17 protein-coding genes and 1 other annotated feature are annotated in these 19,716 nt (G+C 34.2%); of the genes, 6 read left to right on the top strand and 11 right to left on the bottom strand.

The annotated features are described in order from the left end of the window. Both RMR19_RS19580 and RMR19_RS19585 read left to right on the top strand, forming a co-directional pair. On the top strand, nt 1–694 hold a 694-nt coding region (locus tag RMR19_RS19580), incomplete at its 5' end, for an anaerobic ribonucleoside-triphosphate reductase activating protein (protein WP_310605192.1). A 17-nt stretch (nt 695–711) separates the two neighbouring features. Further along, on the top strand, nt 712–1,263 hold the full coding sequence (locus RMR19_RS19585; RefSeq protein WP_310605193.1) for a GNAT family N-acetyltransferase: 552 nt from the start codon (nt 712–714) through the stop codon (nt 1,261–1,263). On the opposite strand, the gene RMR19_RS19590 is transcribed toward RMR19_RS19585, so the two are convergent. The 4 genes from RMR19_RS19590 to metG all read right to left on the bottom strand — a co-directional run bounded on the left by RMR19_RS19590 (nt 1,264) and on the right by metG (nt 7,171). Then, complete coding sequence (locus RMR19_RS19590) at nt 1,264–2,859, bottom strand: DUF6128 domain-containing protein (protein WP_310605194.1); 1,596 nt, start codon at nt 2,857–2,859, stop codon at nt 1,264–1,266. A gap of 169 nt (nt 2,860–3,028) precedes the next feature. Next, nucleotides 3,029–3,904, bottom strand: coding sequence for a 16S rRNA (adenine(1518)-N(6)/adenine(1519)-N(6))-dimethyltransferase RsmA (gene rsmA / locus RMR19_RS19595; protein ID WP_310605195.1), 876 nt, complete (start codon nt 3,902–3,904; stop codon nt 3,029–3,031). A gap of 21 nt (nt 3,905–3,925) precedes the next feature. Beyond that, entirely contained in the window at nt 3,926–4,690 is a 765-nt protein-coding gene (locus RMR19_RS19600; RefSeq protein WP_310605196.1) for a TatD family hydrolase, read from the bottom strand. A 519-nt stretch (nt 4,691–5,209) separates the two neighbouring features. Beyond that, the gene (gene metG, locus RMR19_RS19605; protein WP_310605197.1) at nt 5,210–7,171 is read right to left on the bottom strand and encodes a methionine--tRNA ligase; all 1,962 of its coding nucleotides are present in this window, start codon (nt 7,169–7,171) and stop codon (nt 5,210–5,212) included. 145 nt (nt 7,172–7,316) lie between these two features. Next, nucleotides 7,317–7,579: a binding site (T-box leader), on the bottom strand. 215 nt (nt 7,580–7,794) lie between these two features. Here metG and RMR19_RS19610 point away from each other — a divergent pair. The 3 genes from RMR19_RS19610 to RMR19_RS19620 all read left to right on the top strand — a co-directional run bounded on the left by RMR19_RS19610 (nt 7,795) and on the right by RMR19_RS19620 (nt 12,245). Then, nucleotides 7,795–9,006: a zinc ribbon domain-containing protein gene (locus RMR19_RS19610; protein WP_310605198.1), complete on the top strand. Its 1,212-nt coding sequence runs from the start codon at nt 7,795–7,797 to the stop codon at nt 9,004–9,006. A gap of 83 nt (nt 9,007–9,089) precedes the next feature. Next, complete coding sequence (locus RMR19_RS19615) at nt 9,090–10,316, top strand: hypothetical protein (protein ID WP_310605199.1); 1,227 nt, start codon at nt 9,090–9,092, stop codon at nt 10,314–10,316. A 165-nt stretch (nt 10,317–10,481) separates the two neighbouring features. Next, entirely contained in the window at nt 10,482–12,245 is a 1,764-nt protein-coding gene (locus RMR19_RS19620; protein WP_310605200.1) for a DUF885 domain-containing protein, read from the top strand. A 71-nt stretch (nt 12,246–12,316) separates the two neighbouring features. Here the strand turns inward: RMR19_RS19620 and RMR19_RS19625 are convergent, their stop codons facing one another. The 3 genes from RMR19_RS19625 to RMR19_RS19635 form a co-directional block, all read right to left on the bottom strand. Then, the gene (locus RMR19_RS19625; protein WP_310605201.1) at nt 12,317–13,663 is read right to left on the bottom strand and encodes an MATE family efflux transporter; all 1,347 of its coding nucleotides are present in this window, start codon (nt 13,661–13,663) and stop codon (nt 12,317–12,319) included. A gap of 128 nt (nt 13,664–13,791) precedes the next feature. Further along, on the bottom strand, nt 13,792–14,043 hold the full coding sequence (locus RMR19_RS19630) for a DUF6171 family protein (RefSeq protein ID WP_310605202.1): 252 nt from the start codon (nt 14,041–14,043) through the stop codon (nt 13,792–13,794). A gap of 4 nt (nt 14,044–14,047) precedes the next feature. Then, nucleotides 14,048–15,529 (bottom strand): alpha-N-arabinofuranosidase, encoded by a 1,482-nt coding sequence (locus RMR19_RS19635; protein ID WP_310605203.1) that lies wholly within the window; start codon nt 15,527–15,529, stop codon nt 14,048–14,050. Nucleotides 15,530–15,774: 245 nt separating this feature from the next. On the opposite strand from RMR19_RS19635, the gene RMR19_RS19640 reads away from it, so the two are divergent. Next, a complete protein-coding gene (locus RMR19_RS19640; protein WP_310605204.1) occupies nt 15,775–16,566 on the top strand; it encodes an AraC family transcriptional regulator in 792 nt (263 codons plus the stop codon). A 39-nt stretch (nt 16,567–16,605) separates the two neighbouring features. Here the strand turns inward: RMR19_RS19640 and RMR19_RS19645 are convergent, their stop codons facing one another. The 4 genes from RMR19_RS19645 to RMR19_RS19660 are packed head-to-tail and all read right to left on the bottom strand — an operon-like array spanning nt 16,606 to nt 18,972. Further along, nucleotides 16,606–17,682, bottom strand: coding sequence for a transglutaminase domain-containing protein (locus RMR19_RS19645; RefSeq protein WP_310605205.1), 1,077 nt, complete (start codon nt 17,680–17,682; stop codon nt 16,606–16,608). 45 nt (nt 17,683–17,727) lie between these two features. Then, nucleotides 17,728–18,114: a metal-dependent transcriptional regulator gene (locus tag RMR19_RS19650; protein WP_310605206.1), complete on the bottom strand. Its 387-nt coding sequence runs from the start codon at nt 18,112–18,114 to the stop codon at nt 17,728–17,730. 15 nt (nt 18,115–18,129) lie between these two features. Next, on the bottom strand, nt 18,130–18,576 hold the full coding sequence (locus tag RMR19_RS19655; protein ID WP_310605207.1) for a MarR family winged helix-turn-helix transcriptional regulator: 447 nt from the start codon (nt 18,574–18,576) through the stop codon (nt 18,130–18,132). A 30-nt stretch (nt 18,577–18,606) separates the two neighbouring features. Further along, on the bottom strand, nt 18,607–18,972 hold the full coding sequence (locus RMR19_RS19660) for a VOC family protein (RefSeq protein WP_310605208.1): 366 nt from the start codon (nt 18,970–18,972) through the stop codon (nt 18,607–18,609). Nucleotides 18,973–19,716: the final 744 nt, after the last annotated feature.

Consider the following 19,716-nt stretch of genomic DNA (forward strand, 5'->3'; position numbering starts at 1 on the left):
GCAAATTCATGGTTTTAATAAAACAACGTTACTTGATTATCCGAAACATTTAGCGGCGACTATCTTTTTAGGTCACTGTAATTTTCGTTGCCCATTCTGCCACAATTCATCCCTTGTTTTATCTCCAGATATGCAGCCAACACTTGATACTTCTGAAGTACTTGATACGTTAAAAAAGCGTAGAGCAATCCTTGAAGGCGTATGTATCACTGGAGGAGAGCCAACTTTATCAAAAGATTTACCTTCATTTATTGAAGCAATTAAAGATATTGGTTTAAAAGTAAAACTAGATACGAATGGTAGTAATCCTCTTATGCTAGAACAATTATTGTCTTGCCAATTGCTTGATTATGTTGCCATGGACATCAAGAACTCACGTGAGCGATATGCAGAAACAATTGGTATTGAAAACTATCCTTTGGAGACTATTGACGCTTCTATCGCTCTTATAAAAAACAGCTCTATCCCTTATGAATTCAGAACTACTATCGTCCAAGAATTCCATTCTTTAGATGACCTTCTTGCTATCGGTAAATGGCTAGAAGGTTCTAAAGAATATTACCTCCAATTGTTCTTAGATAGTGGAGATATTTTATCACCCGGTCTTCATGCACCTACTCGTGAAACAATGTTAGAATACCAACAGGCATTACTATCATATTTTAATACAGTAGGAATTCGCGGAATGGATTAAAAAGGAGCCTTATCACTATGAGATTATACTATGAAACGCAACGTTTACAACTTAGAGTATTAACAAGTACTTACGCTACAGAAGTACTTAATTTCTATGAACGAAACAAAGATTTCTTTAACTGTTGGGAACCTGATCGTGTTCGTTTGTTTTATACAAAGGATTTTCATCGTGCTAACCTTGTTTATGAGTATAATGAAACAATTAAATCACATTTTCTTCGTTTCTGGATTTTTGAAAAAACAAATCCTGAGCACATTATTGGCTGTGTCTGCTTTCAAAATTTTCAAAAAGGTTCTCTTATGACCTGCACGGTTGGTTATAAACTGGATCAACAATATACTGGTCAAGGTATCGCTTCTGAGGCTTTGCAAAAATCAATTGAAGTAGTTTTTTCTGAACTTGGTTTTCATAGAATCGAGGCACTTATTCATCCAATGAATACACCTTCCATTAGCTTAATTGAAAAACTTAATTTTGAATTTGAAGGTATCTCCAAATCATGTATTCGCCTTAACAATAAATGGACTGATCATTTACGTTACGCATTGATCAATCCACTCCATTAACTACATATTCACTTTTATATACCAATATCCGAATTCACCAGTCTTTTGCTCTACAACTTTAGAACATTTGAACTGTGTGAATCCGAACATCTTTGCCATAAACTTCTCACGATTTTGATAGATACCAGGTACTCCTAGAATATATTCTTCCCCATCTACTATCTTTCTCTTTGCAAATATTAGATGACGGAAATTATAATATCCATGAAGCAAAAAGCTATTGTTTCCAAGAACCCAATTTTCTATCGGAAATAACCCGATATCACCTGGTTCAATTCTGGAACATGCAATAATCTCATCATCTTCAAATGGATAGATCGCAGGATACTTTTGCAAGATTCTCTCCGCTGTTGATGTTTTCTTCTTAGCCACTTCTTCAAGACGTTCGTTCCATTCTTTCTCCGTGTTTGCATCATAGAAAGACTTTTCCTCTTCAAACAACGTATTGATACAATCCTCACAATCTAACGTTGTAGCAACCTCATCTTCGTTTTCCTGCCTATCTTGACTTTCTAATTCTTGCGGACTTTCCTGCTCTTCAAGGCTCTCTAATTCGTCTTGGCTCTTTGATTCTACTTGACTTTCTTGCTCACCATTATCTTGTGCTTGCACCTCATCAACTTCTTCACTAATCTCTTCCTCGACAACCACATCTTGCTGCTCTTGCTCTGCAACAATATTTGCAACATTAACCATTCCATCTGCTTTCGGGAATCCTGTCTCTTGACTTCTATACCAATTAATAAAACGATATCCAACTAATTTTGCTGTCTCTGCTGATATAACTCTTTCCTGTTCATGAGTTACATTTACTTTATTATTAGAATTATTCGTTTCTTCATTTAGCTCAGCTGCTTCAAGTTTAGATTTTGGCGTAACTTCTGATTTTGTTTTTTGCCCTGTTTTTGTATTATCATTTGCATCGTAAAAGAGTTCTAAATTACAATCTATACTCTTTAATATGCTTTGAACAATTTCTTCCTGCGTATTGCGAAGTGCCTCTTCCGCTTCTTGCTTTTTCTTTATATATGTAACTTCTTCTTTCGGAATTTCAATAAATTTAGCTTCTGATTTGACTTCACTACTGATTTCTTTTACCACACTCTTAGGTGCTTCTATATGCGATTCCTTATAGGATTCTATGTTGGTAACATTGCTATTATTGGCGACTGCTTCTGTTACATCTCTTTTCCAATCCTTCGCACTATTCCATTCATATAACTGATTCAATACGATTGGTTGGTCGTCCCATTCCGTTGCGTAATACCTATCCAATGTATAATATAATAGCACTCCGCCTAACTGATTAAAATCACAGCCTGTATTCATAATATTCTTCGCATTCGTAATGCCTTTCCACTCGAATATTCCGTTCTTAACAACGGCCTCTGCTAATAAGATTTGAATCATTTTCTTATTCTCTCGGTAGAATACATATGTCTTTAATTTTTGTCCATTTAGACTGGCTGCCTTTATATTAATTGAAATCTTACACTGTCCATTTCTAAGTTCAATCTTGGCAAATCCAACATTATTCTTTTTTATACCCTTTTCATAATTATAAATATACGAAATCAGTCGTCTATAATCTGACACTCCACTCATCCTTCCTTTTTGTCATTATAACAAAGAATTTACTTTGCAAACGCTTACGCAATATAACCACTTTGCACAGTTACTTATGCTATATATATATTCAAAAAGTATGTTGTTTATGCCAGATATTGATTATTTGTAATGATTCAAACATTATATTTGATTCAGACTATGATAGACGGCTAATTATATTACTTAATCTTGCAAATTGTTCTAAATCAAGTGCCTCACCACGAATTGTTGGTGACACTCCTAACTCCTCAATTGCTTGTGCAATAACTTCTTTTGACACATGAATCTCAGGTGAGTTATTAAGTCCATTTACCAATGTCTTTCTTCTCTGATTAAAAGACGCTCGAATTAGACGAAACATTAATTTTTCATCTTCTACTTGCACTGGTATTTCCTTATGTGTTGTAAGTCTTATTACTGCTGAGCCTACATTTGGTCTTGGCATGAAGCAGTTTGGTGGTACATTTGCTACGATATATGGTTCTGCATAATATTGAACAGCAAGAGATAGTGCACCGTAGTCTTTCGTTCCTGGACCAACTTGCATACGATCTGCAACTTCCTTCTGTACCATTACCGTGATATTATCAATTGGTACATGACTCTCGAATAATCCCATAATAATAGGAGTCGTAATATAATATGGTAAATTTGCAACTACTTTAATTGGTTTTCCACCATTTTTCTCAATTGCAAGTTGATTAATATCCACTTTCAGAATATCTTTATTTATTACCGTCACATTATCATAATCCGATAGCGTGTCCTGCAATATCGGTATCAATGCCGTATCAATTTCAACAGCAATAACTTCTCTTGCACACTCACATAGATACTGTGTCATTGAACCAATTCCTGGCCCTATCTCTAATACTAAATCATCTTTTGTTACACCTGCTGATGTTACGATTTTTTCTAATACATGTGTATCAATTAAGAAATTCTGTCCAAACTTCTTCTGAAATACGAAATTGTACTTCTTTATTGCCTCTATTGTATTCTGTGGATTTGCTAACTTGTTGCTATGATCCATTCTCTCTTCCTCTTAACTTTCTTATAAACGATATAATTTTAAAGCATTTTGCTTTGTAAGTTCCACGACTTGTTCCGCCTCAAGCCCTTTAATTCTTGCAATTTCTTCTACAACATTTGGTAAATATAAAGAGGAATTTCTCTTTCCTCTGTTTGGTTCTGGTGCAAGATACGGACAATCTGTCTCTATTACAATGGATTCGATTGGTGCATATTCTACTACTTCTTTTAATTTCTTAGCATTTTTAAATGTTATTACACCACCAATTCCAAGAAAAAATCCCATATTAAGATATTCTCTTGCCATGTCCACCGAATAAGAAAAACAATGAACTACTCCTGACATATCACCTGCATGAGCGGTTTTCATCATATCAAGCGTATCTTTTGCTGCGTCTCTGCTATGAATAATCATAGGAAGTTTGACTTCTCTTGCTAATTCCATCTGACGGTCAAACCATTTTCTTTGTATATCACGTTCTGGATCATCCCAGTAATAATCCAAACCAATCTCCCCTATTGCAACAATTTTAGGCATAGCCGCTAATTCTTTCAGGCGTTCTATATCCGTCTCCGCTAAATCCAGCGTACAATTTGGATGTACACCAACAGCTCCATAAACATGGGAATATTGTTGTGTTAACTCCACTGTCTTTTCGGAAGATTCCATATCTGCTCCAACATTTACTAGCAACTCGATTCCATTTTCCTTCATAGAATTCAAAAGCTCTTCACGGTCTATATCAAATTGTTCATCATCATAATGTGCATGTGTATCTATAATCATTTTTGCCTCCATCAACTTTAATTGAAAATAAATTCTTGTCTTTTTAGTTACGCAACTTCACAAGTAATACTTGTGAAATGCATGTAGTGTAAGTTGACATATACTTCTCTTAATTTTCATTCCTTATTATAACCAAGTAACATATAAGTTACAAGTAAAACCCTTAGTAAAGCTGTCTAAAAAAGAAGAGACTCCATTGTTCAAGTCTCTTCTTATCTGCTTTAATATTAATTAATGTACGAAATCTTAAATAATGCTAAGGAATAAATAGAATCATTTATTCCTTCAACACCTAGCCTGTACTTGTGTATCCAAAATGTAGATATGCAAAACTTAGATACCTAAACCTGCTTCTTCGCTGCTGTACTAAAACTAAGAAACGGTAGCGAAGTACCTAGGTGCATAGCGTGTTTCGTGTCATAGTACAGCAGCGAAGAAGCTATGAAAACATAAAAAGTTTTGCATTCAAAATCCTCTAATACACAAGTACATCATCAACTTGAAAAGAATACATATTGATTAGCAGATCTCTGCTCCAGATGGCATCTTCTTCTCAGGTACCATAAGTGCTAATTCACCGTTCTCATCTTCTGCACATAAAAGCATACCTTCTGATAAAACACCTGCTAGTTTTGCTGGTTTTAAGTTTACTAATACCATAACCTTTTTACCAACCATCTCTTCTGGTGTATAATATGCTTTAATTCCAGATACGATTTGTTTTACTTGGCTACCAATCTTAACTTGTGAGCAAAGTAATTTCTTTGATTTCTTCACTTCTTCACAGGCAATGATTTCACCAACTTGGAACTGCATCTTCATAAAATCATCATATTCGATTTCATCTTTTGCTTCAATATCAATTCCTGGTTCTTCCTCTTTTTGTGGTTCAGCATCTGTCATTTGTTCTGCTCTCATCTCTTCCACTTTCTTTATAACTTCCTCTAAATCAAGTCTTTGGAATAGAATCTCTGGAGTCTTTGTTACTTCATTTCCAGATGGATAGTTTCCGTATTCTTTCATCTCTTCCATAGAACGAGCAGTTGTATTTAATTGAGAAAGAATCTTTGATGAAGTTTCAGGCATGAATGATTCTAATAAACTTGCTCCAATGCAGATTGATTCCACTAAGTTATATAAAACAGTCTCTAATCTTGCTTTGTTGCTTTCGTCTTTCGCAAGTGCCCAAGGCATTGTCTCATCAATGTATTTGTTACAACGTTTGAATAATGTAAATATTTCAGAGATGGCATCTGCAACACGTAATTTATCCATCTTCTCTACTACTTTATTTGGTGTCTGTAATGCAAGACTGATTAATTCATCATCAACGTCTTCTTTTACTCCCGCATTATTAACTACGCCTTCAAAATATTTGTTAGACATAGATATTGTACGATTAACTAAGTTACCAAGTGTATTGGCAAGGTCAGAGTTCATTCTCTCAACCATGAGTTCCCATGTGATAACACCATCATTATCGAATGGCATTTCATGTAAAACAAAATAACGCACCGCATCTACACCAAAGAAATCAACTAAATCATCTGGATAAAGCACATTTCCCTTTGATTTACTCATCTTTCCGTCACCTTGTAATAACCAAGGATGACCAAAGATTTGTTTTGGCAATGGTAATTCAAGTGCCATTAACATGATTGGCCAATAAATGGTATGAAAACGTAAGATATCCTTACCGATTAAGTGTAAATCTGCTGGCCAGTATTTCGCATAATTGTCACCATTGTTTCCATCAACATCATATCCAAGCCCTGTGATGTAGTTGCTTAGTGCATCAAGCCATACATATACAACATGTCTGTTGTCAAAGTCTACTGGGATTCCCCATTTGAATGATGTTCTTGATACACACAAATCTTGAAGTCCAGCTAAGATAAAGTTGTTCATCATTTCATTCTTTCTTGACTCTGGTTGAATAAATTCTGGATTCGCATTAATATGCTCAATTAAACGATCTGTGTAATTGCTTAATTTTAAGAAATATGCTTCTTCCTTTGCTGGTTGGCATTCTCTTCCGCAATCTGGACATTTATTATCAACTAATTGAGATGAAGTAAAGAAAGATTCACATGGTGTACAATACATTCCTTCATAGAAACCTTTGTAGATATCACCTTTGTCATATAATTTCTTAAAAATCTTCTGTACTTGTTTCTCATGGTCTTTGTCTGTTGTTCGAACGAATTTGTCATAAGATGTGTTCATCAAATCCCAAATCCCCTTGATTTGACCTGCAACACCATCTACAAATTCTTGTGGTGTAATGCCAGCATCTTCTGCTTTTAATTCAATCTTTTGACCATGTTCATCTGTTCCTGTTTGGAAATACACATCAAATCCTTGTGCACGTTTAAATCTTGCAATACTATCTGCTAATACGATTTCATACGTATTACCAATATGTGGCTTTCCTGATGTATACGCAATCGCTGTACTAATGTAATATGGCTTTTTACTCATGTTTTAATTCCTCCTATTTATGGCTTAATAAGTTCCATATAATTAAATGTAACGGTTCATAAAGGTACTAATGCAATGTCTGCAACAAGGCACATAGATTTCCTTGCGCAAAAAAAATCGCCTTTAAAGAAATCCTATGATTTCATTTAAAGACGAGAATAATCCCGTGATACCACTTTAATTCTTCTATTTTTCACAAAATAGAACTCAGTAACTGCTCTCTTGCCGAACAGTCTTGCATGGTAACGGTTGCAGATTCCCGTTGTTCCCTAAAAAGCATATCTCTATAGCCTATTCAGAAACAATGCTCCAAGACCATCTTCCATACATTCTGTATTACCTCTTCTCAGCAAAACAAGGCTCTCTGTAGAATCTTCCTGCATGTACTCTTCTCTTCATAGCATTTTCATATTATTATGTAGTATAGCATTCCCCTACACGAATGTCAAAATATTTTTCCCAATAAGACAGCAATCCACACTACATTACTTTTATTCTAGTATTGCAAAAATACATGTTATTTATTCAAATGTTAAATTTAGTAGAAAAATAGCAAGATAACAGGTATAATTAGTAGTGTTGATAAAATATGGCAGTAAAATCAACTAGGAAGGAGCTTTTAAATGTCATTAATTAATTGCCCTGAGTGTGACAACGAAATATTAGATAAAGTAAAAACCTGTCCACACTGTGGATATTCATTTAAAAAAAGGCTCAAAAAGTTGCAACTAATAATAATTGTTTTTGTTATAGTAGTGGTTTTAGGAGGCATCGCTACATTCGTTATACTAAATGTAAACAACAATGTTAAAAATGCACGAAATTGTTATAAGTCTGAAAACTTAGACGGTTTTATTAAAATAAAAGCACAGATGTCCACAGAAGAAAAAATAGAATTTGCAGAATATTTAGAAAAACAAGTAGAACTTATATTTAATGATTATTTTAACAATACAATTACCTATGTAGAAGTAACAGAAAAGATGAATCATTTAATACAATATAGTCAAAGTTCACTTGTAAGTAATTATGAAACAACTTTGAATAAAATTGAAATACTAAATGACTCCCATATCTCTTATGATAACGCAATAAACAATGAAAACAATGGTAATTACGAACAGGCAATTGCACTTTATGCCAAAGTAAATGTGAATGATTCTAATTATTCTAATGCAAATGAGAAAATTGAAGCACTAAAATTAAAATTAGTAGAAACATATAGAACTGAAGCAGAAGAAAACGCCCAAAAAGAAGAGTATGAAAATGCACTTGCACAAATCAATAAAGCTTTAGAATACGATTCCACTAATCAAGAGTTACTAAGTTCAAAAGAGGACTATACAAAAAAGAAAGAGGCACAAGATAAACTAAAAGAAGAAAATGCAAGAAAGAAAGCATTACTCCATAAAGGAAAGACGATTGAAACCATTGCTATAAAAGCCACATTCGAAACTGCAAACATCACCGACAAAATAGTTCCTAATAATACAAACGGTTACTATCTGTATTATAGCCCTTTAGATGATTCCAAAGTATATTTAGACATAGTCTTTAGAGTAAAGAATATATCTTCCCATACAATATATTTAGAGAATTTAGTTGCCAGTGTAAAGGCTCTATATGATAATCAATACACATATACTTCCTATAATTGCTTTTATTCCGACTCTTCACATATCAACACCGTCTATAGCTGGGATGCTCTTGATGCTTTAGAAGAAACTACGTTTCATTTAGCTATTACATTGCCAAAAGAAGTCGGGGAAACTCTGGTTCCTTTAGAGGTTGAATTTTACTTAGATGCCGAGAAACAAATATTAACCTATCGATAATAATACGAAAGGTCTCATATGTAAACAAACTAGAGAGGAGAATTTAAATGACACCAAACTACTGCCCTAAATGTGGTAATCCAATGTGTAACGAAGAAAAATCTTGCCCATATTGCGGACATATTTTCGAGGATACAAATCCAATTATTGAGGATACTGATACCGCTATTGCTAGTACAGCTATTGTGGCAAAAAAGCAAAAAAAATTACGCCCACTATTCCTAGTATTGACTATGATTATAATTCTGGGAGGAATCACTACATTTGTTGTACTAAATCTAAACAATAATCTTAAAAAAGCTAAAAATTATTATATTTCTAAAGACTTTGATGCTTTTGTAGAGATTGAAAAAAAGATGTCTGAAGAAGAAAAGATGGACTTTGCAGAGTATTTAGAGAAAGATGTCGAACATATCGGCAATGATTATAGCAATGATACAATTACATATGCAGAAACAAAAGAAAAAATGGATACCTTGATGCAATTTGCTCAAGATTTACCTATTAATAATTATAAGTCAACTACAGAAAAAATTAATGCACTACATTCCTCCCAGTCTTCCTATAAGGAAGCAATAAAGAAAGAGAGAAAAGGAGACTATGAAGATGCCATTTTGCTATACAAACAAGTAATAGAGGAAGATTCCAATTATTCTGATACGCAGGAAAAACTTATCACTGTAAAGGCAAAACTTGTAGACGATTACACTGCCAAAGCAATAAAAAACGCCCAAGAAGAAAAGTACGAAAGTGCACTAGACTATCTTGAAACAGCTTTATTTTATGTCGGTAGTACTTCTACTTCTAGAAAAACATTATTAGCTTTACAAGAAGAATATACACAGAAAAAAGAAGAACAATCAAGAAAGAAAGCTTTACTCACAAAGAAAAAGGAAATTAAAACTTCTAATATTAATGCCCAATTTAAAAATGCAAAAATTACTAGTGAGATATATCCTGACGACACAAGTGGTTTCTATATGTATTACAAAAGCAAAGATACTTCAGAAGTATACTTGGACATACAATTTAAGCTTAAAAATTCTAGTTCCACTTCAATTGAATTAGAGAAGCTTATTTCAGATATAACCGTTTTATATGATGGCAAAGAAAAAGTTATTAGCTATGGCTCTATGTATTCAAGCGGTTCTAGCATAGATACTGTAGAACGTTGGAGCACACTTAGTGCAGGAAAAGAAGTTACATTTCATTTTCTCATTATATTACCAACGAAACTTTCTGAATCAGACGCTCCCTTAGAGGTTGAATTTTACTTAGATGGAGAAAGACAAATATTAGTTTATCGGTAATACTGTACTTCATTCTTGAATCGTATCATTTTACTAAAGTTCCTGACATACTACTTTCAAGAATGGATACTATTATATATAAGGTATTAAGACAAATGTACACCAAACAAGTTTGTGTCTACGCCACAAATTTGTTCCTAAAAAAGCGTAGACATGGAGGTAACTATGAAGAAACACACAAAATTGTATCTACTACTTACACTTGCTACATTGCTATTCGCTTTCACTGGTTGTAGTTCCATTGGCGATATAACTAAGAGTGCAGCACAATCACAAGAAGAATTTGATGCTTTGGCAAATGAAATTTTCTTAGACAATGTACAAAGTGACAGCATTACTCTTAACTATACATTGGCAAATCCTGAAAGCTATGGAATTACCAACTACAAACCAACTCTTGGTGAATTTACTTTAGAAGAAATGAAAGCAAATCTTGCTAAATGTGAAAATTATTCGGCTCGCCTAGAGAAAATCAATTACAAAAAGCTTACTGATGAGCAAAAGCTTACATACGATATCATGAAGGATTATTATAAAGTTGATGATAATGATCAAGATTTACTATTGTATTATGAAACTTTAAGTCCTACCGTTGGATTGCAAGCGCAACTTCCTATCCTTTACGCAGAGTATAATTTTTATGATAAAGATGATATCGATGCCTATCTTGAACTTTTACCATGCACATATGATTATTTCAAACAAATTATGGACTTTGAGAAACTGAAATCTGATGCGGGACTATTTATGAGTGACCGTAGTGTAAATGATATTATTGACCAATGTGCAGCCTTAATCTCTGATAAAGAAAATAATTTCCTTATTAGCGTATTCAATGATAAAGTTGAAAATTATGAAGGCTTAACAGAAGATGAGATAACCGCTTACAAAGAAAAAAATAAAGATGCCATTCTAAACTATGTAATTCCAGCATATGAACTACTTATTGAAGGATTAACCGATCTAAAAGGTACTGGTGTTAATGATGGCGGATTAGCTAACTTTAAAAATGGAAAACAATATTACGAATCATTAGTTCGTTCTGAGACTGGCTCAGATCGCGACATTGAGTCTTTAATCAGACTCCTTAACAAATACATACAGACAAACATCGTAAATATGCAAACTCTTCTTGCTAAGGATGCGTCTCTTGAAGAACTTGCAAGCAGTTATACCTACCCCATGACAGACCCAGAAGAGATTCTCTCCTATCTACAAGAGGCAATCAAAGAACGCTTCCCTGATATGGAGAAAGTAAACTACACAATTAAATATGTTCATAAATCTCTTCAAGATTTCATAAGCCCTGCTTTTTACCTTACTCCTGCACTTGATAACTACAACGAAAACTCTATCTATATCAATGGTAGTGACAAGTTTGATTTATCAGAAATCTTCACTACATTAGCTCATGAAGGTTATCCTGGACATTTATTTCAAAATGTATATTATGCGCAACAAAATCCAGCTCCAATCCGTAGTACTCTAAATTTCGGTGGTTACTCTGAGGGTTGGGCAACGTATGTTGAGATGATTTCTTACCATATGTCAGGTCTTGATGACAACCTGGCAAGTGTTCTCGAACAAAACAATGCTATTATTCTTATGATGTACGCAAGAGCTGATATTGGTATCAACTATGAGGGTTGGACGAGAGACGATTGCGATAGCTACCTTAAATCCATGCTTGGTATAACAGACGAAGACACTTGTGACAAATTCTACATTGCTATGGTTGAAGAGCCAGCAAACTATCTACAATACACGATTGGATATATTGAGATGATGGAATTGCGTAGTAAAGCAGAAGAGAAATTAGGTGATAAATTCTCAGAGAAAGCCTATCATGAATTTATCCTTAAAACTGGCCCTAGCCAATTCTATGTAATTGATAAATATCTTGATAAATGGATTAAATCTGTTAAATAAAAAACTATTCTTTTTTCACCAAAAATGCCAAGTTGAAACATATTTCAACTTGGCATTTTATGCTTTTATTATTACTCCATTACTCCGGAATCTACAAATCCTGCTTTCGCTCTCCATCTTCCACTTGCAAATCTCCATACAAAGGAACATACACGGAAAATCCAATCCATAATCATCGCAATCCATACGCCTAGTGCTCCCATTCCCAAGCCAACTCCTAATATATAGCTGAACATAATACGGAATGCACACATGGAACATATGGATAATATCATAGCGAATTTCACATCGTTACACGCTCTTAATGCATTGGGTAATGTAAATGAGGCTGGCCATAGTAATATCGCCATTCCATTATGTATAAATATTAATATATATGTTAGTTTCTGCGTCTCTGGTGACAAAGAGAACAGTCGCAAAAGCAGTGGTAGCAAAAGTAATATACAACTGTTTACTACTGCTGTTATTGCATATGTAATCTTTAATAATTTCTTCGTATAATAGCGAACTTGCCCTTCATCATGAGCTCCTACACATTGTCCAACTACGGTAATCATTGCAAGACTCATGGCTTGTCCTGCAATGCAGCCCATGCCATCAATTGTATTTGCAACTCCATTCGCAGCTATCTGAACTGTTCCAAAACGAGCAATGATACTAACAACCATTACACGTCCAAATTGAAATAATCCACTCTCTATTCCGCTCGGAATTCCGATATATAATATTTTCTTAATCATCTCGAACTCTGGGCATAGACTTCTGCCTTCAAGATGTACCGCATTCTTCTTATTACATAATAGAAACAACATAATTCCTGCCGCTATTGCTCTTGATACTAGCGTCGGTATCGCCACACCCATAACTCCTAGTTTAAAACCAAACACAAGAATCACATCGCCTGTCACATTAATTATATTCATAAAGATAGAAACTTTCATTGATACTTTAGAATTACCCATTGCTCGAAATAATGCTGCACTAGAATTATAGATTGCCAAGAACGGAAAGGATAATGCTGTTATTATAAAGTAAATAAGTGCATTACTCATAACCTCTTCCTCAATAGAACCAAACAACACTGTTAACAGACCTCTTCTAAACAAAATAGATAACAGCATTACTACTGTTGAAATTGTTAACGCAATTAATAGCAGTTGCTTTGCTGACTTACATGCCTTGTCTTCTCGTTTAGCTCCTATAAACTGCGCTGTTACTACCGCTCCACCTGTCGCTAATGCTGCAAAAACTGCTATAATAAGATTGTTAATCATGTCAACAAGCGAGACACCCGATATGGCTGCCTCGCCTGCTCTTGATACCATGACAACATCGACCATTCCAACTGTTACCGCCAATGTCTGTTCAATGATTAATGGTATGATTAGTTTCTTCAATTTGCTATTTGTAAAAAGCATGTTGCCTCCTATCGGCGCTTTTTTTACGTCGTTTTTATATCTTTTCTCTTAGGTCAATAAGTTTAACTTGAATTCTAATAATATTCTAGTCTTCTTATTTCATTTTTACAATAGCAATTCTTATATTTCTACCAATATTTATTTTCACTCGGACAATAGTTTACTTTCTTAGCAGCTCTTACTTCAACGAAGCAACCACATTTTCTACACATGCCACTTTCCAAGTTATCGCATTGCTTACAAAGCGATAATCTTCTTTGATACTCTTCCTCTTCTGTCTTTACATCGACGGGAAGTAAGGCTATATATTCATACATACTTTCATAATATGCATCCTTATCCATCTCTGCTAGAAGACATTTCTTACATGCCCATTTCATTATTTCACCTCTTTAGTTTTAATGATACGACACTACAGGCTGGTACTGCAAGAATTATTTTTTTATCCTCCATTCTATATCCATTATAATCAACTGGCTCTACAATATGTCCATCTTCGAAAGAGTTGTATCCGTCCATCTTTGATTGTAGCAATTCTGCACTGCACTCACTGAATTCTCTATCAACTAAATCAACCACTACTTCATAGTCTTCTGCTAAATCACAATTTGATATTGTCAATAGAATACTTCCATCTTCGCTAATTGATGCCGATTGCGATAATGCAGGCACAAGCACATCTTCACCAGCTTCATTATTCTCAACATAACTATCTAGCAATGTTGCATCTTGATGATCACGATACATACGGAATATATGGAATGTTGGTGTCTTAATCATCTTCTCACCTTCTGTAAGAATAACAGCCTGCAATACATTAACTACCTGAGCAATGTTTGCCATTACTACTCGGTCTGAATGTTGATTAAATATATTCAATGTAATTGCTGCAGTAATTGCATCACGCATTGTATTCTGTTGATACAAAAATCCCGGATTTGTTCCCGGTTCTACGTCAAACCAATTGCCCCACTCATCTACAATAAGCCCAACTTTATGTTCTTTATCATGTCTGCTCATAATTTCGCAATGCTTCTCAATTATCTCGTCCATCATATAGGCTTTGTGCATTGTATTGTAATATTCCTCAGTAGAGAAATCGGTTGCACTTCCCTTCTTCGCCCAAGTACCAGGCATTACATAATAGTGTAGCGCAATTGCTTTGGGAAGTCTATTGGTTAGCATTGACATCAGTTTATCTGTCCAATCGTAATCCGTTGAATTCGGCCCACAAGCGATTTTATATAACTCGTTACCACTTAGATTTTTACAGTATTCTTGATATCTTCTATATTCATGCGCATAGTACTCTGGGAACATACTTCCACCACAACCCCAGTTTTCATTTCCTATTCCAAGATATTTTAACTTCCATGGTTTCTCTTGTCCATTCTTCTTACGAAGGTTTGCCATTGGAGATTCTCCATCAAATGTCATATATTCAATCCACTCTGCAAGCTCCTGAACTGTTCCGCTACCAACATTTCCTGCAATATAAGGCTCACAACCAATCTGTTCACATAGTTCCATAAACTCATGTGTACCAAAGCTATTGTCTTCTACCACACCGCCCCAGTTTGTATTCACCATTCTCTTTCTGCCTTCTTTTGGACCAATACCATCTTTCCAATGATATTCATCTGCAAAACAACCTCCTGGCCAGCGCAAAACTGGTGTTTTAATTTCTTTTAGAGCTTCTACAACATCATTTCTCATACCTTTTTTGTTCGGAATACTGGACTCTTCTCCTACATAAATTCCTTCATAGATACATCTTCCTAGATGCTCTGAGAAATGTCCATAAATCTCTCTGTTAATCTTACTTTTTTGATTCGCTGCATTTACAAATAATTTTACTTGTTTCATTATGTGCCTCCTATGTAATTATATCATGATTTTTTATATCTACATATTACATAATTGACAAATTCATTACAATGATTTATCTTATTATAAAACTGATTTATTCTATTTTAAAATCGCAATGAAACGCACCCAATTTTCTTACTGTTCACATGTGATATCCTGCGAGGTGTTTTTTGTGACTGTAAAAAAGCAAAAGTTGCCAAAAAGCAAAAATTGCAGACTACGAGAAAGGCATGGTTATTACTATGAAAATACACAGCATTGGCTATCATTACCGTGAAAAACCGAGTTTCTTTATTCATCGTCCTCATGGAATAGACTCTTATTTGCTCTTATTAATCTTAACTCCTGCTTTTTTCGAGTTAAACGGTGAGCGAATCCTAACAAAACCAAATTGTATGATTCTTTTTGATAAAATGTCTCCACAACTATATGGTGCTGTGAACCAGCCATTTTGCAATGATTTCATTCATTTTGAATTTGAAGACAAAACTGAACAATCCTATGTTTCTTCTATCTTATCCTTTGATACAATATATGAAATCCCAACTATGGAATTGATATCAAGGAAAATACGCGAACTGAGTTTTGAACACCTTTCTGCTAATAGTAAGAAAGAAGAATCTATGCAACTTATACTAAAGCTTTTGTTTTTTAAGATTGAAGAACAGCTAAAAGCAAATGAATCCAGTACACCTTACTCACCATATTATCATGATTTACTTTCCCTACGTTCCTATATCTATAATTCCGTAGAGAAAAAACACAGCATCGAAGAGCTGGCAAACCGAGTAGACCTTAGTCCTTCCCATTTTCATGCTCTATACAAGAAAACATTTGGTATATCCTGTATTCAAGATGTTATTACAAGTAAAATTGAATTTGCAAAGTATCATCTTACACAGACAGGGTATCAAGTCAAAGAAATCGCCACACTATGCGGTTATGATAATGAAGTGCATTTTATGAGACAATTTAAGAAATTAACTGGTTATACGCCGAAGGAATATAGAAATAAGGTGCTACATAAGAATTAAATCTTATATAGCACCTTGCTAATGTACTGTGTTATTAATTTATTTTGTCACTGTAACTTTTGTTGTTATCTTCTTAACCGTACTATCCGGCATGGTCACTGTAGCTGTTATTGTAGCCGTTCCTTTTGCCTTTGCTGTTATCTTACCTTTTGTTGAAACGGTTGCTATCTTTGTATTACTACTCTTCCACTTTACAGTTGCCTTTTCTGGAATTGGTAACGTTATAGTTTTGGTTTTACTTACTTTTAATGAAGCTTTTGTCAACATCTTAATGTCTGATGCTGTTGGTGTGTAATTCTTCTCTGCTATCGTATACTGCTCTAGTACATCTTCCAAAGAAAATTGATCTGTCGCCATATGATCTTTATCAAATGTCTTACTACCTTTTAGAAAATAGTCATAGTAAACTTTCGTACCACCTATTGGATCATCCCATGTAGTATCAACCATATACCATTTATTCTTTAATTCAACGATATTCCATGCATGTAGCGTCTGTGTCCCATCTGTTGTAGCAAGTCCGGTAACAATCTTACATGGAACTCCTGCTTCTGTTAGCATCTTATAAAATAACAATGCATATCCATTACATACTGTACTTTTATTAATCAACCCATCATAGGCACTAAACTTCTTTAAATCTGTATCATACTCCACATTCTTAACAATGTAGTCATGGATCGCTTTTATCTTCCCATAGTCCGACATACTTGATACACCAAGTGATTTCAACACTTGTGCAATCTTCGCATCCACCTCTTGCGTTTCTTTCAATGTCTCATGGTAAGAGAAGGATATCGTAAATACATTCCCTGTACGTGACAATTTCCATGATTTGAATATTCCTTGTATATAATCCGCATCACTTGATGTACTGTCATCATCAATTTGATAAGCCTCCGTTAGCAAGTCATCAAAATTGTCAAAAATCTGTTCTCTGTCTGACCCCGTATATGTTATCGTTGTTTTACTCTCGCGTTTTGAAATCGCGTCATACAGCGCTTGAACAAACTCATCACTATCCTTTGCTGTCTTTGCTGACGCAACTTGTGGAACAATAAGTGAAATGCTTAAAAGAATAGCTAGTAACAATGTTTTTATTTTTTTAGTATACATGCTGCTTCCCCCTGCCCGTTCTTGCTCCTACGATAACTTCACTTGTTATTTCTTTCGCTTCTTCAAGAACTTCTTCCATTTCTTTCTAGTCGATTTACTAATATTATGTTCAATAAGATCAGCTTCTGCCTCTGCTGTTTTTTCATCTACTTCTAATACCTCAATAAAAAACTTACGAACCACCTTATATGACTCTAAGATATTATTCGCTGTCTTTTCACCTTTTGGGGTTAGCTTAACTGTTCCATAATGTTCATGCTCAATATACTCACCTTCTTTTAGCATATTAATTGCACGATTTACACTAGGCTTCGATAATCCCAAATATTTTGCTACATCGGTTACTCTTACTTCTCCCTGTTCTTGCTCTAGAAGATAGATTTGTTTGAGGTAATCTTCTTGTGATGCAGTAAGTACATATTTATCTTTCATTGTGCCTCCAGATAACTATTTATCATTCTGGTAATTTTTAAAAAATCGGTTTAAGTTCGTCAATGCTTGAACTAATGTATTCGTCTCTTGTTCACCTAAGCCTTCTATCATGGCCTTTATCATCTTCTCGTGAAAATCTTTATGATGTACATATGCTTCCTTGCCAAGTTCACTTAGTGATATTAATACGACTCGCTTATCCTTTTCACTTCGAATTCGATTTACGTATCCCTTTTTTACAAGGCTGTTAATTGCAATCGTTAACGTTCCAACTGTTACTTTTAACACTTTTGCTACTGAAGACATATTCTTAGCTGCTTTGTCTCCTATCGCCTCTATGATATGCATATCATTATTGGTAATATTTTTAAATTGTTCTGTAATAATAGCCTTTTGTTCTAACTCCATTATATCATTAAACAAACCTACTAACGTTTCGTGAAACGTAGTGTATGCATCCATATTAATTCCTCATTTCTATACCTCTTAAGTTTATGCGGGAAGTACTTCTAACCAATATCCATCTGGATCACTAATAAAATAGATTCCCATAGCAGGGTTTTCAAAACATACACATTCCATCTCTTTGTGTTTCTTTAAAGCTCCTTCAAAGTCATCTACTACAAAGGCAAGATGAATCTCATTATCTCCTAAATTATAAGGACGATCCCATTCCTTTAACCATGTAAGTTCTAACTGATGCGGTGTAGTTTCATCTCCAAGATATACCAATATAAAACTTCCATCCTCTGCTTCATGTCTTCTTGTTTCCACAAGTCCCAATGCTTCTTTGTAAAATGTTAGTGATTTATCAAGATTAAATACGTTTAAATTATTATGTGCAAATGTAAATTTCATATACAACCTCCATCTATATTATGTCTCGAACAATAACCATTTGAACTCGTTTCAAACTGGAATTATCGTCCTATTAATATCTTAACATAGCTTCTACTTGATTTCAAACATAACGTCAAAATTAGTCAAAATAAATCGGTATTAATTATCACTTTTTCCTCCCATTTACATTGCTTAATCTGATAATAAGTGTTATAATAAAACAAGATAAAACATTAAGTTATATTTCATTAATGCGAGTTACCTAAGATATAATCAACTCCAGATTTTTATAACAAAAGAGCGAACTACTTTCCCCATGATAACACCACCAAAATAGTGTTATGTATAAACAAGCCACAAAAGAACAAAATACAAAAGATAAGTTATCAAAGTACAAAAGAATCAAAAAACAAATGAAAAGTTTTACGAAAGACAAAGTTTTAATTTACTAAAGATGTTTCTACTAAAGATTAACTTTACAAAAGATGTCGTAACTACCAAAGATTACATTTACTAAAGAAAAAATATTTACTGTACAAAAGAGAACTAATATGATGAGAGGCTATCCGATTGGGTAGCCTCTTTTCGTGTGCTGAATCTCCCCGTCGCTGCAAACAATTTATGTGTGCAGTAATGAATCTTACTATTATGTTACTTTTGAGCCAATATAATGCAAGAAAATATTTATTTTGTGTGTTATTATGGATGGTAGTGTGACTATTCTTTTTATTGGGAGTCGTTCAAAACCAAACAACGGAGGTT

The sequence above is a fragment of the Anaerosporobacter sp. genome (assembly GCF_031551385.1).
In the GTDB taxonomy this organism is placed as follows: Bacteria; Bacillota; Clostridia; order Lachnospirales; family Lachnospiraceae; genus Anaerosporobacter.

Excerpts from the sequence above, each read along its gene's own strand:
- RMR19_RS19585 (WP_310605193.1), top strand. The coding sequence starts at position 712 with ATGAGATTATACTATGAAACGCAACGTTTACAACTTAGAGTATTAACA.
- rsmA (WP_310605195.1), bottom strand. The coding sequence starts at position 3,904 with ATGGATCATAGCAACAAGTTAGCAAATCCACAGAATACAATAGAGGCA.
- RMR19_RS19600 (WP_310605196.1), bottom strand. The coding sequence starts at position 4,690 with ATGATTATAGATACACATGCACATTATGATGATGAACAATTTGATATA.
- metG (WP_310605197.1), bottom strand. The coding sequence starts at position 7,171 with ATGAGTAAAAAGCCATATTACATTAGTACAGCGATTGCGTATACATCA.
- RMR19_RS19610 (WP_310605198.1), top strand. The coding sequence starts at position 7,795 with ATGTCATTAATTAATTGCCCTGAGTGTGACAACGAAATATTAGATAAA.
- RMR19_RS19615 (WP_310605199.1), top strand. The coding sequence starts at position 9,090 with ATGTGTAACGAAGAAAAATCTTGCCCATATTGCGGACATATTTTCGAG.
- RMR19_RS19620 (WP_310605200.1), top strand. The coding sequence starts at position 10,482 with ATGAAGAAACACACAAAATTGTATCTACTACTTACACTTGCTACATTG.
- RMR19_RS19625 (WP_310605201.1), bottom strand. The coding sequence starts at position 13,663 with ATGCTTTTTACAAATAGCAAATTGAAGAAACTAATCATACCATTAATC.
- RMR19_RS19630 (WP_310605202.1), bottom strand. The coding sequence starts at position 14,043 with ATGAAATGGGCATGTAAGAAATGTCTTCTAGCAGAGATGGATAAGGAT.
- RMR19_RS19635 (WP_310605203.1), bottom strand. The coding sequence starts at position 15,529 with ATGAAACAAGTAAAATTATTTGTAAATGCAGCGAATCAAAAAAGTAAG.
- RMR19_RS19640 (WP_310605204.1), top strand. The coding sequence starts at position 15,775 with ATGAAAATACACAGCATTGGCTATCATTACCGTGAAAAACCGAGTTTC.
- RMR19_RS19645 (WP_310605205.1), bottom strand. The coding sequence starts at position 17,682 with ATGTATACTAAAAAAATAAAAACATTGTTACTAGCTATTCTTTTAAGC.
- RMR19_RS19650 (WP_310605206.1), bottom strand. The coding sequence starts at position 18,114 with ATGAAAGATAAATATGTACTTACTGCATCACAAGAAGATTACCTCAAA.
- RMR19_RS19655 (WP_310605207.1), bottom strand. The coding sequence starts at position 18,576 with ATGGATGCATACACTACGTTTCACGAAACGTTAGTAGGTTTGTTTAAT.
- RMR19_RS19660 (WP_310605208.1), bottom strand. The coding sequence starts at position 18,972 with ATGAAATTTACATTTGCACATAATAATTTAAACGTATTTAATCTTGAT.